The sequence below is a fragment of the Aquirufa avitistagni genome (genome assembly GCF_042715545.1).
Classification (GTDB): Bacteria; Bacteroidota; Bacteroidia; order Cytophagales; family Spirosomataceae; genus Aquirufa; species Aquirufa avitistagni.
The window spans coordinates 84,049-97,171 of record NZ_JBBKXZ010000004.1 but is presented as its reverse complement, the minus strand read 5'-3'; the positions used below and the strand labels follow the sequence as shown (position 1 = coordinate 97,171).

Annotated in this window: 13 protein-coding genes; 6 read left to right on the top strand and 7 right to left on the bottom strand. The window is 40.6% G+C overall.

Annotated features, from left to right (window positions below):
- Positions 1-30: 30 nt before the first annotated feature.
- Positions 31-1,500, bottom strand: coding sequence for a Do family serine endopeptidase (locus U0R10_RS10625; protein ID WP_377983948.1), 1,470 nt, complete (start codon positions 1,498-1,500; stop codon positions 31-33).
- Positions 1,501-1,652: 152 nt separating this feature from the next.
- On the opposite strand from U0R10_RS10625, the gene lysS reads away from it, so the two are divergent.
- Positions 1,653-3,365, top strand: coding sequence for a lysine--tRNA ligase (gene lysS, locus U0R10_RS10620; protein ID WP_377984091.1), 1,713 nt, complete (start codon positions 1,653-1,655; stop codon positions 3,363-3,365).
- 122 nt (positions 3,366-3,487) lie between these two features.
- Here lysS and U0R10_RS10615 read toward each other — a convergent pair whose 3' ends face one another.
- The gene (locus tag U0R10_RS10615; protein ID WP_130895221.1) at positions 3,488-3,682 is read right to left on the bottom strand and encodes a cold-shock protein; all 195 of its coding nucleotides are present in this window, start codon (positions 3,680-3,682) and stop codon (positions 3,488-3,490) included.
- A gap of 319 nt (positions 3,683-4,001) precedes the next feature.
- On the opposite strand from U0R10_RS10615, the gene U0R10_RS10610 reads away from it, so the two are divergent.
- Positions 4,002-4,223, top strand: coding sequence for a PspC domain-containing protein (locus U0R10_RS10610; RefSeq protein WP_377983947.1), 222 nt, complete (start codon positions 4,002-4,004; stop codon positions 4,221-4,223).
- Here U0R10_RS10610 and U0R10_RS10605 read toward each other — a convergent pair.
- Positions 4,220-5,224, bottom strand: coding sequence for a glycosyltransferase family 2 protein (locus U0R10_RS10605; RefSeq protein WP_377983946.1), 1,005 nt, complete (start codon positions 5,222-5,224; stop codon positions 4,220-4,222). The genes U0R10_RS10610 and U0R10_RS10605 overlap by 4 nt on opposite strands.
- A gap of 73 nt (positions 5,225-5,297) precedes the next feature.
- Here U0R10_RS10605 and U0R10_RS10600 point away from each other — a divergent pair, with 73 nt between their 5' ends.
- A complete protein-coding gene (locus U0R10_RS10600; RefSeq protein ID WP_377983945.1) occupies positions 5,298-7,016 on the top strand; it encodes an amino acid permease in 1,719 nt (572 codons plus the stop codon).
- 125 nt (positions 7,017-7,141) lie between these two features.
- Here U0R10_RS10600 and U0R10_RS10595 read toward each other — a convergent pair whose 3' ends face one another.
- Genes U0R10_RS10595 through U0R10_RS10585 form a run of 3 tightly spaced genes read right to left on the bottom strand, consistent with a single transcriptional unit; the run spans position 7,142 to position 9,283 of the window.
- The gene (locus tag U0R10_RS10595) at positions 7,142-7,822 is read right to left on the bottom strand and encodes a zinc metallopeptidase (protein WP_377983944.1); all 681 of its coding nucleotides are present in this window, start codon (positions 7,820-7,822) and stop codon (positions 7,142-7,144) included.
- Positions 7,823-7,827: 5 nt separating this feature from the next.
- A complete protein-coding gene (gene rfaE2 / locus U0R10_RS10590) occupies positions 7,828-8,304 on the bottom strand; it encodes a D-glycero-beta-D-manno-heptose 1-phosphate adenylyltransferase (protein WP_377983943.1) in 477 nt (158 codons plus the stop codon).
- A complete protein-coding gene (locus U0R10_RS10585) occupies positions 8,291-9,283 on the bottom strand; it encodes a lysylphosphatidylglycerol synthase transmembrane domain-containing protein (protein ID WP_377983942.1) in 993 nt (330 codons plus the stop codon). The genes rfaE2 and U0R10_RS10585 overlap by 14 nt, the downstream gene beginning before the upstream one ends.
- Positions 9,284-9,413: 130 nt before the next feature.
- Here U0R10_RS10585 and U0R10_RS10580 point away from each other — a divergent pair, with 130 nt between their 5' ends.
- The 3 genes from U0R10_RS10580 to U0R10_RS10570 are packed head-to-tail and all read left to right on the top strand — an operon-like array spanning position 9,414 to position 12,342.
- Positions 9,414-10,223: a glycogen/starch synthase gene (locus U0R10_RS10580; protein ID WP_377983941.1), complete on the top strand. Its 810-nt coding sequence runs from the start codon at positions 9,414-9,416 to the stop codon at positions 10,221-10,223.
- Positions 10,174-11,544, top strand: a complete 1,371-nt coding sequence (locus U0R10_RS10575) for a DUF4270 family protein (protein WP_377983940.1) — start codon at positions 10,174-10,176, stop codon at positions 11,542-11,544. The genes U0R10_RS10580 and U0R10_RS10575 overlap by 50 nt, the downstream gene beginning before the upstream one ends.
- Positions 11,545-11,556: 12 nt before the next feature.
- Complete coding sequence (locus U0R10_RS10570) at positions 11,557-12,342, top strand: amidohydrolase (protein ID WP_377983939.1); 786 nt, start codon at positions 11,557-11,559, stop codon at positions 12,340-12,342.
- Here the strand turns inward: U0R10_RS10570 and U0R10_RS10565 are convergent.
- Positions 12,335-13,042, bottom strand: coding sequence for an ABC transporter ATP-binding protein (locus U0R10_RS10565; protein WP_377983938.1), 708 nt, complete (start codon positions 13,040-13,042; stop codon positions 12,335-12,337). The two genes, U0R10_RS10570 and U0R10_RS10565, sit on opposite strands and share 8 nt — an antisense overlap.
- Positions 13,043-13,123: the final 81 nt, after the last annotated feature.

Below are 13,123 nucleotides of genomic sequence, written 5' to 3'. Positions count from 1 at the left end.
GTCAACTAGCTACTGACCACTGACAACTGTTTACAGTACATAAATAAATCGAGAACCATCTACATCGACGCCTTCTAATTTCGTTCTTCCCTTACGAGCTTCTAGTAATTCAGCTGCCTCTTTTGGATTCGTAACCGCTTTATCATTGATTTTGGTTATGATTGATCCCTTCGATAAGCCATACATTTCCAAGCGGCCATCTGGCAACACCTCAACTACCTTCACTCCTGCACTCACATTGAATTTCTCTTTGTCGGCATTCGTAATCGGGCCAAATTTCGCTCCCAGGAACTCTGATTTATAAGATTCGCCTGTTTCGCCTTTGATGATGGATGTATTTCCGTCTTTGTTTTTAAGCGTCACGTTGAACTCTTTGATTTGACCATCGCGGTTAACTGTCACGCGCACTGGCTCGCCTGGACGCTTACTGCCAACAATCTCCATTAATTTAGAAGTTGATTTTGTTTCTATACCATCTACTTTAGTGATGACATCATTAATTTTTACACCCGCATCTTTAGCTGCTGAATTTTCAGAGAATCCACCTACATAAATTCCTGTGGTTGTTTTTAAATCTTTTTCTTCCACAAGTTTTGAGTTGACCTCTGAGATATTTACCCCTAGGAATCCGCGTTGTACATTGCCATATTTGATCAAATCTCCTGAAACTTTTTTAACGATGCTTACAGGAACGGCAAACGAATATCCGGCGAATTGACCAGTACGAGAATAGATCGCCGTGTTAATTCCGATTAATTCTCCTTTAAGGTTGACTAAAGCACCTCCAGAATTTCCTGGATTAACAGCTGCATCTGTTTGGATAAATGATTCTAGCGGGTTCGCGGCACCATCGCGATCGATGATATTTTGCCGACCTTTTGCTGAGATAATACCAGCGGTAACAGTCGATTCTAAGTTGAAAGGATTACCTACAGCAAGCACCCATTCGCCTACTTTTAAGTTATCGGAATCGCCAAAATTCAAGAAGGGTAGGCCCGTTGCCTTGATTTGAATAACCGCTAGATCAGATGATGGATCTGTTGAAATTACTTTTCCTTTAAATTCACGTTTGTCATTTAACATGACGGTAATTTCAGAGGCCTCTGCTACCACATGATTATTGGTAACGATATATCCATCTGAACTGATAATAACACCAGATCCGGATGCTTCTTGTTGCTGAGGTGATTGTCTGCGCCCTCCTCCGCCAAATGGATCACCGAATCCACCAAAAAAATCATCAAATGGGCTTGAATATTGGCGTGCGCGTTGTTCCATTTTAGTTTTAATGTGTACAACGGCAGGCGTGGTTTTTTCAGCGGCATACGTGAATTCACCTGGATTGCCTGGCGTGTTGATGTTGGAAACGTTGCTTGTGAAAGCAGATGGCGCATCGCTGATCGAAGCGGGTGAGCCTAAATTGAATAATTGATAAGCCCCTAGGGTGGCACCACTAGATAATAAGGCAATGACTACATAGGATTTTAACTGATTTTTCATTTCCATTTTTTGCTTGTTTAATGATTCACGAATTTAACGCAAAAATGAATTGCATATTGAGTTGTTAACAAGTTTTAAGAATTTTGTTAAAATTTTATTTGCCAAGGGAATTGGCTATTTTTGTGGCTTCAATTTACCCAACGAACATTCGAATGATTTTAAGTGAGCAAGAACAATTAAGACGACAAAAGCGAAATGAGTTGATGGCATTAGGTATTGATCCGTATCCAGCGGCTGAATACCCTGTAAATGTGCATTCAGCTGAAATTTTGGCTCAGTATAAACCGGAAGCGAATAATTATCAAGAAGTCGTTTTGGCGGGCCGTTTAATGGGTTTTCGAATTATGGGGAATGCTTCTTTTGCTGAGTTACAAGATGCAGCAGGACGCATTCAATTGTATTTTCGTCGGGATGATTTATGCCCAGGGGAAGACAAAACCCTATATAATACCGTATTCAAGAAATTGTTAGACATCGGCGATATCATCGGTGTCAAAGGATACGCCTTTACTACCCAAGTAGGCGAGATTTCAGTTCACGTTCGTGAGTTTACTATTTTATCGAAGGCTTTACGTCCTTTACCTGTTGTCAAAGAGGCTGATGGCCAAACGTACGATGCATTTTCTGACCCAGAAATGCGTTATCGTCAGCGATATGTGGACCTAATCGTGAATCCGCAGGTTAAAGATATTTTTATCAAACGTGCCAAAATCGTTTCCACGATGCGTCAAATGTTCGATTCGCGTGGCTGGTTAGAAGTAGAAACTCCTGTGTTGCAGGCTGTCCATGGTGGTGCTGCTGCGCGACCATTTAATACCCATCACAATACATTAGATATGCCACTTTATTTGCGTATTGCAAATGAATTGTACTTGAAGCGCTTGATTGTTGGGGGTTTTGATGGAGTATATGAGTTTGGAAAGATGTTCCGTAATGAAGGGATGGACCGGACGCATAATCCAGAATTTACCTCTTTGGAATTCTATGTGGCCTACAAAGACTATCATTGGATGATGGATTTGACGGAAACGATATTTCAAACTGTTGCGCAAACATTACATGGTCAAACCAAGATTCAGGTAGGTGAAAATCTAATTGAATTTGCCGGACCATATCCACGTTTAACTATATCTGGAGCTATTTTGCAGTACGGCGGAGTGGATGTAGATGCTATGTCCGAGTCTGAGTTACGTGCACATTGCCTAGGATTAGGTATGGAAGTAGACGAGCAAATGGGGAAAGGTAAGTTGATCGATGAGTTGTTTGGTGAAAAGGTGGAAGCGAATTTAATTCAGCCTACGTTCATCACCGACTACCCAGTTGAAATGTCGCCATTGACCAAAAAGCATCGGTCGAAGCCAGGTTTGGTTGAGCGATTTGAATTGTTTGTCAATGGAAAGGAGATTGCCAATGCTTATTCGGAATTAAATGACCCAATAGATCAGAAAGAGCGATTTGAAGATCAATTACGTTTGGCTGAGAAGGGAGATGATGAGGCAATGGCCATGGATTTCGATTTTTTAAGGTCGCTTGAATATGCGATGCCGCCAACTTCCGGTATTGGTATTGGGATTGACCGTTTGACTATGTTGATGACCAACCAATCTTCTATTCAAGAAGTATTGTTTTTCCCTCAAATGAGACCAGAAGTGATTAAAGAAGTTTCTTCTGATAGTGATTTTGTTGGAGCAGGTGTGCCTGAGGTATGGATTCCAGCTTTACAAAAAATGGGAATCCTGACATTAGATGCTTTAAAAGAGGCAAACCCGAATAAAGTATTTAATGATTTGGGAGGTATGCGGAAGAAATTGAAGATTGATGCAGCCATGCCTACGAAAGATGAGGTGACTGCCTGGATTGGATAAGCCACCAAATAAAAAAGCCTTCGAAAGAAGGCTTTTTTATTTCTCTTTAACTAGAGATCAATGGGGCAATAAATATATATTGAAATCTACTGATTTGCTCTAATCAAAAATCCGTAAGAAAATTAGATTTTCTTTACGTTGATAGCGTTTGCTCCACGCTTTCCGTCAGTAACTTCGTAAGATACTGAATCATTTTCGCGAATTGTAACACCTGAAAGGCCAGTTACGTGTACGAAAATGTCTTCACCTGTTTGATCGTCAACGATGAATCCAAATCCTTTAGTTTCGTTGAAAAATTTTACTTTACCAGTTTGCATAAAAAAAAATGTTAAAAATTAATACCTAAATAAACCTTTCTGCGATCAAGTCAAACTTTGCAAACTGTAGAATCAAAAACTAATTAAAGAGGAAGATACTAGAGAGGGAAGGTCTGAGCTATGGCTGAATTAAATCTTTTAAGTGCTCAAATGTATAAAAAATTAAATTGTATGCAAGCTATTTAAAATAAATTATCAGTTTATGAAAAATAATTTAGTATTTTATTTATAATTTATATAATAATTCCAATTATTGCTATTTTGATTCTGCAAATACCTATTTTTTCAAGTATTTTTGGGTTCTAATTTTTTTCACTTTATGAACAGATTAAAATACTTCGTTGAAAATCAAGCCTTTGGAGTCTGCACACATATCGGTGAAAAGTTTAAAATCTCTACCAGTAGTATCCGATTGTATTTCATTTACACGTCTTTTCTGACGTTAGGCTCCCCCATTATTATTTATTTGATCCTTGCCTTTTGGATGAATATTCGTCGCTATTTACGACAGCGAAACAATCCATCTGTCTGGGATATCTAGAACTTTAAGGATTGAAAGGATTTTACTCCTCGAATGAAATAGGCCCAAACAATTGATTTCGGATAGCTTTTTACCCAGTATTTTTGTTGGCTCACGGTCAAATTCGACTTCCCTTTTTGGCCAAACACATATCTGTAAAAATCGCGGTGGGCTTTCAATATGGCAAATAACTGTTTGAATTCTCCTTTCAAGATAAATTGAATACCTGCTATTCCATCTAATACCATGCGACTAAAAATGGTACGCCATTTTGATTGAGGATCCCAATTTTTATAGAGTAAAATCAAGTTGTTTCGAAAATTCAAATAAGTTTTGCGCGGATTTCCTTGCGGAAGTGTTCCTCCGCCCACGTGCAACACTTCGCTGGCGGACACAGCTGCTACGTGGTAGCCGGCTCGTTGTAGGCGCCAACAAAAATCTATTTCTTCCATGTGGGCAAAAAAGTCGGCATCTAAACCACCTACTTCCCAATATGCTTTAGCCCGTACGACTAGACATGCTCCTGTGGCCCAATTAACCAGACTCGTAGGGTATTGCCCGCAATTTTCTTCGACCGTATCAAAAAGTCTACCTCGGCAAAATGGATAACCAAAGGCATCCCAATATCCTCCAGCTGCACCTGCATATTCGAATTTAGAAGGATTGTCAAATGAAAGTATATAGGGTTGAGCGGCTGCTACGCTTGGGTTGCTCTCCATGTATGACATGATTCCATTGAGCCAATTTTGTTTAGGCTCGATGTCGGAGTTCATGAGAACATAGTAATCTGCATCCACTTGTGCTAAGGCCGTATTGTATCCGCCCGCATACCCTTCGTTGATCGAAGATCGAATTAATCTAACCTGTGGAAAATTTTCTTCCATCCAGGCTACTGAGTTATCTGTCGATCCATTATCAGCTACAATCACCTCAGCTTGTGTACTTGTTTCGAGTACTTTGGGGAGAAATTTCGCCAAGAAATGTTGGCCATTAAAATTTAAGATAACCACTGCGATCGACATGTTGCAAAGGTAAGTGTTTTCGTTTAATTAGAATTTCTTTGATAAAGATGTATTTTTGTTGCTTAGTCAACAAATGAAACTTATGTGGGAATCCTTTTTTAGAAAAAAGTCTATCGATAAAATTCTTTCTGATCAGTTGGAAATGGAGAATTTGGCAGGAGATCATTTAGTCCGCAATTTGGGCGTGCGCGATTTGACATTCATGGGAGTTGCCGCAATTATTGGTGCAAGTATCTTTTCTGCGATTGGCCAGGCATCTGCAAATGGTGGTCCAGCTGTCTCGATGTTGTTTGTCTTTACTGCATTGGCATGTATGTTTACGGCCTTTTGTTACGCACGTTTTGCTGCTACTGTTCCTATTTCAGGTAGTGCCTATACCTATGCCTATACGAGTTTAGGTGAAATTGTGGCTTGGATATTAGGTTGGAATTTATTGTTGGAATATGCCATTTCAAACGTTGCTGTAGCTATTTCTTGGTCAAAATACTTTGTTGACTTAGTCGAAGGCCTTGGTTTTCATGTGCCGGAATATTTAACCATGGATTATTTGTCGGCAAAACGTGCCTTTTCCGCAGCTGAGGTAGGTATGCAATCCGGCCAGTCGATTGAATCTATGTCGGTTAATATTCGAGAAGGTTATGCTGCCTTTGCTTCAGCACCCACCATTTTTGGCTGGCACTTTGTGGCAAACATTCCCGCTTTAGTCATCACCGTTGCCATTACCTATTTAGTTTATATAGGTATCAAGGAATCGAAAAATACCAACAATGTATTAGTAGTATTGAAGTTGGCCGTTATCGCAATTGTTGTTGGCGTAGGTGCTTTTTATGTTCAGGTTGAAAATTGGACACCTTTTGCACCGAACGGAATTTCAGGCGTATTGAAGAGTGTGGCTGCCGTCTGTTTTGCTTATATCGGTTTTGACTCCATTTCAACTACAGCAGAGGAGTGTAAAAACCCGCAACGAGATATCCCTAAAGCCATGATGTGGGCTTTGTTAATTTGTACTGTATTGTATGTGATGGTGACATTGGTCTTAACGGGTATTGTTCCATCTCATTTATTGGCAGGTATTGAAGACCCTTTGGCCTTTATGTTTATGAAGGTTAATTTGCCCGGGGTAGCTGGAGTTGTGGCTGCGAGTGCAGTCATCGCGTTAACTTCTGCTTTGCTTGTCTATCAACTAGGTCAGCCGCGTATTTGGATGACGATGTCCCGTGATGGTTTACTGCCAAAGGCTTTTTCTCGTATTCATCCTAAATACCATACGCCCTCTTTTTCTACAATCATGACGGGTGTGCTGGTGGGTGTACCTGCCTTGTTTGCGAATTTGGAAGAGGTGATTAATCTGAGTAGTATTGGAACGCTTTTCGCCTTTGTACTCGTTTGTGGAGGTGTATTGGTATTGGATTTGGATCCTGAAAATCAGAAAAAATCCAAGTTTAAAATTCCTTATGTCAATGCGGGAATTTGGATAGGTGCCGCGTGGTTAATTGCCCTATATCTTTCATTGCCGGATGCAGCTTCATGGTCTACGTGGATTCAAGGCTATTTTGAAGGCGATGCCAAAGCGGACCATGCAATCATGACTGGATTTTTCATCATTTGGTTAGTCTTGTCGGTGTTTAGTATTTCACACAAGCTTTCATTGATACCTGTTCTAGGCTTACTTGTCAATTTGTATTTAATGACGCAGATGGGCGCCACGAACTGGGAACGTTTCTTTTACTGGTGTCTAGCTGGAGTGATTATCTATTTTGGATATAGTTATCGGAAGAGTAAACTTAACTAGAAGTAAGAGGTGAGAGGTAAGAAGTAAGAGTAATAGTGGAATTTAAATTTTCCGCAACCTCTTAATTCTTACCTCTTACTTCTCACCTCTCACCTCTCACCTAATAATTCTACCTCTTACCTTACCTAGTCTTCTCTTCTCCCCCCCAACAAATTAACGTAGTAAAGCAGTTGAGCTAACATGCCTAGTGCAGCGACTACGTACGTCATGGCTGCCCACCAAAGTGCATCTTTGGACATGCTATATTCAGCTGGGGTAACAATATTGTTTGCTTTAATCCAAGCCAATGCACGATTTGATGCATCAAATTCAACCGGTAGTGTCACAAAGCTGAAAAGTGTAGCCATCGCGAAAAGGAGTACCCCGATTTGTAATACGGTAGTATTTCCAGTGGAATATAGCAACATCATGCCTCCCATTAACAATAGGGGCATAAATCCATTTGCAAAATTTAGCATAGGGACCATCGCACTGCGGAATTGTAAAAAACTGTAAGCGCGCGCATGCTGCACAGCGTGTCCACATTCATGCGCCGCAACTGCCGCTGCCGCCGCATTTCTGCCATGAAATACATCAGCACTTAAATTAACTGTTTTGTCGGCTGGATTATAATGATCTGTCAACTGGCCATCTACTGTAATGACACGCACATCGGTGATTCCGTGGTCGGCCAACATCCTATTTGCAATTTCCTCACCTGAAAGATTGCTTTGAAGGCTTTGCTCAGAATAGGTTTTGAACTTAGATTTTAAGCGCCACGAAATGAGCATGCCCATAACACCGAAAATAATCGCAATGATATACATATGTTTTATTGTTTTAGTTTTTGAATAATTCCTGTGGTTGAATAACTAGGTACAAGTGGAATGGTTTTTACGTGTCCGCCTGCAGCGATGACTTCTTTGGCGCCAACAATCGTGTCGATGGTGTAATCGTCTCCCTTCACTAATATATCGGGCAGAAGTTGATTGATTAATTCCAAAGGAGTTTCCTCATTAAAAACGATAACTAGGTCAACAAATTGTAGGGAGGCGATTAAACGCGCTCGCGCATATTCTGTGTTGACTGGGCGCTCTGGCCCTTTTAACGCGCGAACGGATGCGTCTGAATTTACGCCAACAATCATTTTGGTGCCAGTTTGGCGGGCCTTTTCTAGGTAATCAACATGTCCTAAATGTAGAATGTCAAAGCACCCATTCGTAAATACGACTTGTTCGCCTGCCTTCTTCCATGCACTTCTGCGTTGAACCGCATCGGCTAATTCACAAATTTTATCACTCGTTGACATGGGCATGTTTCTTTGGTAAAAAGAGCGTTAATAAAAAACTTAATCCGCCCAATAACAAGATGAGGGCCATTTGAGTTCCGTGAAAAAAGGTGGCAAGTAAGGTAGCTTCCTTCAGTGGAAGGAGGTAAAATCCAAGTGCGGATGCCACCAGACTATGATATGCGCCTATTCCTCCTTGGGTAGGTGTTGCCATACCAAACGTACCCATGACCAGCACGGTTAATGCCGCCGAAAGACCTAATGATTCACTTACCGGAAATGCCAAAAATAAGGCGTATGTATTTGCGAAATAGGCGATCCAAATGGCTATCGAGTAAATGATGAATTTGCCGGGATTGCTTACCTCTTGTATACTGCTGATACCTAGAACCCAGCCCTGTATTTTTTTTCCAATACCTGTATTTGTTGTAAAATACCCCCAGCGGTCCAATAATGCACCTTTTTTAACCCAGAGTAGGGCCAGGATCGCAATTGCCCCACTAGCTAATCCAGCCAGGGTCAGTGCGGAAGGAAGCTTGAAGTTAGGAAACAAGAACTGTTGGATCGGCTTCCATTCCACTAAAAATGTTAAACCCACTAAGAGTACAAGTCCTAGCAAATCAACAATGCGCTCCGTGATTACTGTACCAAATGATTTCTCAAAGGGTATGTCGGCCGTCTTTTGCAAGGATCCACATCGAGATACTTCACCCATTCTTGGAACTAGAAAATTGGCAAAATAACCAATCAAAACAGCCGAAAGCGTGCGTGTTGTTCCGGGGTAATAGTGCATCGCGCCCAGTAATTGCTCCCAGCGCAAAGCCCGAAAAATATGTGAAATCAATGCAATGAGTAATGAAATGCCAACCCATGTGTAATTGGCTTGCTGAAATGTCAGATATATATCATTCCAGCGTAAATCACTTTTGTCTATTGCCCAATAGAGCAATGCGGCTGCTAGTAGGGTTGAGAAGGTGTATTTGAGGAATGATTTGATCATTTAGCTGTGGCGAATTCGATATCAAAGGGCAAAATAAAGACCTTTAGTGAATTAATGATGCGGATTTACGATTAATTTTTTATATTTTTGCATTTGTTTTTTGGGATAAACTCCCCTAACTAATTTTAGCATGTCTAAATTACGTATTCTTTACGTTTCCAGCGAGGTAGATCCGTTCCTCAACACTTCCAAAATAGCTGATTTTGTTCGCGCGTTACCTACTGCGATGCAAGAGCGCGGAATGGAAATTCGAATTTTGGTTCCTCGTTTTGGTTCTATAAATGAACGTAAAAATCGCTTGCATGAGGTAGTTCGTCTTTCAGGAATTACGATTCCGATGGGAGATGAGGAAAAACCTTTAACCATTAAAGTAGCTAGTATACCTGCTGCTAAATTGCAGGTGTATTTTATTGATAATGAGGATTATTTCCAGCGGAAATATGTATTGACCGACAAAGAGGATGCGTTTTATGCAGATAATCATGAGCGTGCAATCTTCTTCTGTAAAGGTGCATTAGAGACTGTAATTAAATTAGGTTGGTCACCGGACGTTGTACATTGCAATGATTGGATGGCGAGTTTGGTTCCTTTATACATTTCGACGTACTACCGTAGTCATCCAATTTTCAAAGATTCAAAAACAATTTTCTCTCCACACAATTCTGGATTTGATTTTACGTTCTCATCAGAGGATTTGAATGAGAAAGTGAAAATTGGCGATATGGATGATTCAGAATTGTCCAGTTTGAAGACAGCAGATTATGCTGCATTTATTAAAATAGGGGCAGAGTTTGCCGACAGAATAGTATCCTTAGAAAATGCGGATAATTCCCGTATCCAATCGATTATTGATGAATTTCAAGATAAAACCTTCCAAAATATTGCCGAAAATGACCTCGATTTCTTCGAAAAAGCCTACATTGAACTGGCCGGCAATTAAATGGTTGGGAATTATTTCCCTTTTTCTTGCTTCATGTGATACGCCTAAAGAAATTGGTGCTGATCTTTTCAGTGTTGAGGTAGGTCTTAATTTAACGGATACCCTTCGCGTTGAGTCATCTACTGTTTTGGTTGATTCGATTCAAACAGGTGGCGGTAGTACATTCTTACTTGGTTCCTATCAGCATCCAGAACTTGGTACCTTCCAATCTTCCTTTTTTGCACAGATTTCGAATGCAGATACCTTAACTTCTAAGGCTACATCGGTATTGGATTCCGTGCGTATGAGTTTGGTTTACAGTGGATATCAGGGTGACACTTTGCAGCCTCAGACGATTTCTGTGTATAAACTGAAGGATAGTTTGAGTCTTTCAGCGAGTTATTATACAAATTCTAGCATTCCTTTTGACGCTAATCCGGTGGCAGTTCACACGTTTAAGCCACGCGTGATTAGAGCACGTTCAAACAACGGAGATTCATTGAAATTGGATACTCTATCTTTTCGCATGTCGGCCGCATGGGGAAATGAATTGATTAAGAATTTTTCGGATAAGACATTATCTGGAGGAGGAAAAACGTTTCGAGCTTCTTTCCCAGGTTTGTATTTCAAATCTACCAGTGCATCGAAAGCAGCCTTATTAGGCTTCTCACCCACTTATTCGAGTATGACAATCTACTGGCGTAATCCAGGTGATGCGACTCAATATTCGTTGACTTATTATTTTAGTTTATCGACCTCCCTTTCGGCGGAAGTGCAAGCTAGATTCAATAAATTTCAAATCACGAAAACAGGTGTACTTGCGTCGCTTGTAAAACCTGGTGATGTGGTTCCTTCCACAAGGACAAATAATACGACGTATGTGCAGTCTGGATCTGGTATCGTGACGCAAATTAAATTACCTACGCTGTTAAATTTAAAAGGTAAAAATAATGTGGCGATCAATAAGGCGGAACTAATTCTTTCGGGAGTAGACGGCTTGGATTTGAATAACACATTGGGTCAGTTGACCTTGTTACAAGCGGATGGGAATAATAAACCGATTCGTAATGCCTCGGGCTTGGGTTACATAATTTCTGAAGGTGGTGGCGGTATTCAAATTGCGAATTACAATGCAGCATTTAATTCCTACACATTCAATGTGACGACTGAGTTACAATCCATTATGGCTGGTCGTAAATCAAATGTGGGTTATCTAGTTACACCTACCTTAGCTACTGCGACTACTGGCATGACTAAAATGGTCAGCGAAAGTGCACGTTTTGTGCCTTTGAACGCGCTCAAAGCTAGGTTGCGTGTGTATTATTCTTATATTGCCAAATAAATTACTGGCAAGATGTCTGATGCTTCTTCTAACTTACGCGTAAGTTTAGTTCAAACCGATTTGGTTTGGGATAGTCCGCTCGCTAATTGTGGACATGTAGAAGAACAGTTAACGCAACTAATAGGTCAAACAGACCTAGTTATCCTCCCTGAAATGTTTACCACCGGCTTTAGTATGTCGGCAGTAAACGCCGAAATCCCTCAAGGTCCTAGCACCCAATGGATGCAGATGCAAGCCAAACGCACCCAAGCGGTCATCATCGGAAGTTTAAAAATCAAAGAGAAATTCGGTTTAGTTAATCGCCTGGTTGTCGCTTTTCCAGATGGCTCGATCCAGACCTACGATAAAAAGCATTTGTTTCGGATGGGGAACGAGCAGGAGCATTATCAGCCTGGTACTAAAAAGCTTATCTTTTCTTTAAAAGGATGGCGGATCTCTCCATTTATTTGTTATGATTTAAGATTCCCTGTTTGGTCTCGAAATGTAGATTTGGGGTATGATTTGGCTGTTTATGTGGCGAACTGGCCAGCAGCTAGGACGCATGCCTGGGATGTCTTATTAAAGGCGCGTGCCATTGAAAATTTAGCCTATGTGGCTGGTGTTAATCGAATTGGTTTGGATGGAAATGCACTGGAATACTCAGGTAGCTCTGCTTTGATTTCGTTTAAAGGCGAGGAAATAGGCCAACTGGCTTCTGCTGCTACGATTCAAACGTTTAGCTTAAGTCTAGATCAATTGAGATCTTTTAGGGAATCGTTTCCTGCACATTTAGATGCAGATTCCTTTCAACTTATTTAGTTTTATCTTGAAAAAAGGCTGGTAATCCACCCGGGTAAGACTTTGCCTCCTGCATACTGCAATCAGCTCTTAATGTACCTTTATTGATAAGTAGAATGCGATCGCAAATACTCTCTACCTCGCTCAACAGATGACTTGAAAATAAAATAGTCTTATTCGATTTTAACGATAGAATCAAATGACGTATTTCCTCCATTTGGTTTGGGTCAAGTCCACTCGTTGGTTCATCTAAAATCAAGATGTCTGGGTTGTGAAATATGGCTTGCGCAATGCCAACCCGCTGCTGGTAGCCTTTAGAGAGTTCACCTATTTTTTTCGATTGTTCACGGGATAGGCCTACGAGTTCAATGACTTCGGCTATTCTTCGAGCACAATTTTCAGCAGAGAATCCATGTAAATTACCAATGAACGCCAAAAATTCCTTAACATACATATCTTGGTAAACCGGATTGTTTTCAGCTAAATAACCAATTTGTTTTTTGAGCGCAATGGCATCTGATTGTACTTCGATTCCATGTATGCTGGCAGTTCCTATGGATGGATTTAGTAGGCCAACAAGCATTTTAAGTGTGGTCGATTTTCCTGCGCCATTGGGACCTAAGAACCCGATTATTTCACCAGGTTGTGCTTGAAAATTCAATCCTTCTACAGCCCATTGTTGGCCATATTTTTTACCTAAATTTAAAACTTGAATGGGCATAGCTGCAAAGGCATATTTTATCTGACAAAGGTAGGAAAATGGGAACTAATTCTGATTACCTTTGTGTTTTCGTTTCAAAAA

Excerpts from the sequence above, each read along its gene's own strand:
- U0R10_RS10595 (WP_377983944.1), bottom strand. The coding sequence starts at position 7,822 with ATGTATATCATTGCGATTATTTTCGGTGTTATGGGCATGCTCATTTCG.
- lysS (WP_377984091.1), top strand. The coding sequence starts at position 1,653 with ATGATTTTAAGTGAGCAAGAACAATTAAGACGACAAAAGCGAAATGAG.
- rfaE2 (WP_377983943.1), bottom strand. The coding sequence starts at position 8,304 with ATGTCAACGAGTGATAAAATTTGTGAATTAGCCGATGCGGTTCAACGC.
- U0R10_RS10605 (WP_377983946.1), bottom strand. The coding sequence starts at position 5,224 with ATGTCGATCGCAGTGGTTATCTTAAATTTTAATGGCCAACATTTCTTG.
- U0R10_RS10585 (WP_377983942.1), bottom strand. The coding sequence starts at position 9,283 with ATGATCAAATCATTCCTCAAATACACCTTCTCAACCCTACTAGCAGCC.
- U0R10_RS10580 (WP_377983941.1), top strand. The coding sequence starts at position 9,414 with ATGTCTAAATTACGTATTCTTTACGTTTCCAGCGAGGTAGATCCGTTC.
- U0R10_RS10565 (WP_377983938.1), bottom strand. The coding sequence starts at position 13,042 with ATGCCCATTCAAGTTTTAAATTTAGGTAAAAAATATGGCCAACAATGG.
- U0R10_RS10575 (WP_377983940.1), top strand. The coding sequence starts at position 10,174 with ATGACCTCGATTTCTTCGAAAAAGCCTACATTGAACTGGCCGGCAATT.
- U0R10_RS10600 (WP_377983945.1), top strand. The coding sequence starts at position 5,298 with ATGAAACTTATGTGGGAATCCTTTTTTAGAAAAAAGTCTATCGATAAA.
- U0R10_RS10570 (WP_377983939.1), top strand. The coding sequence starts at position 11,557 with ATGTCTGATGCTTCTTCTAACTTACGCGTAAGTTTAGTTCAAACCGAT.
- U0R10_RS10610 (WP_377983947.1), top strand. The coding sequence starts at position 4,002 with ATGAACAGATTAAAATACTTCGTTGAAAATCAAGCCTTTGGAGTCTGC.
- U0R10_RS10615 (WP_130895221.1), bottom strand. The coding sequence starts at position 3,682 with ATGCAAACTGGTAAAGTAAAATTTTTCAACGAAACTAAAGGATTTGGA.
- U0R10_RS10625 (WP_377983948.1), bottom strand. The coding sequence starts at position 1,500 with ATGAAAAATCAGTTAAAATCCTATGTAGTCATTGCCTTATTATCTAGT.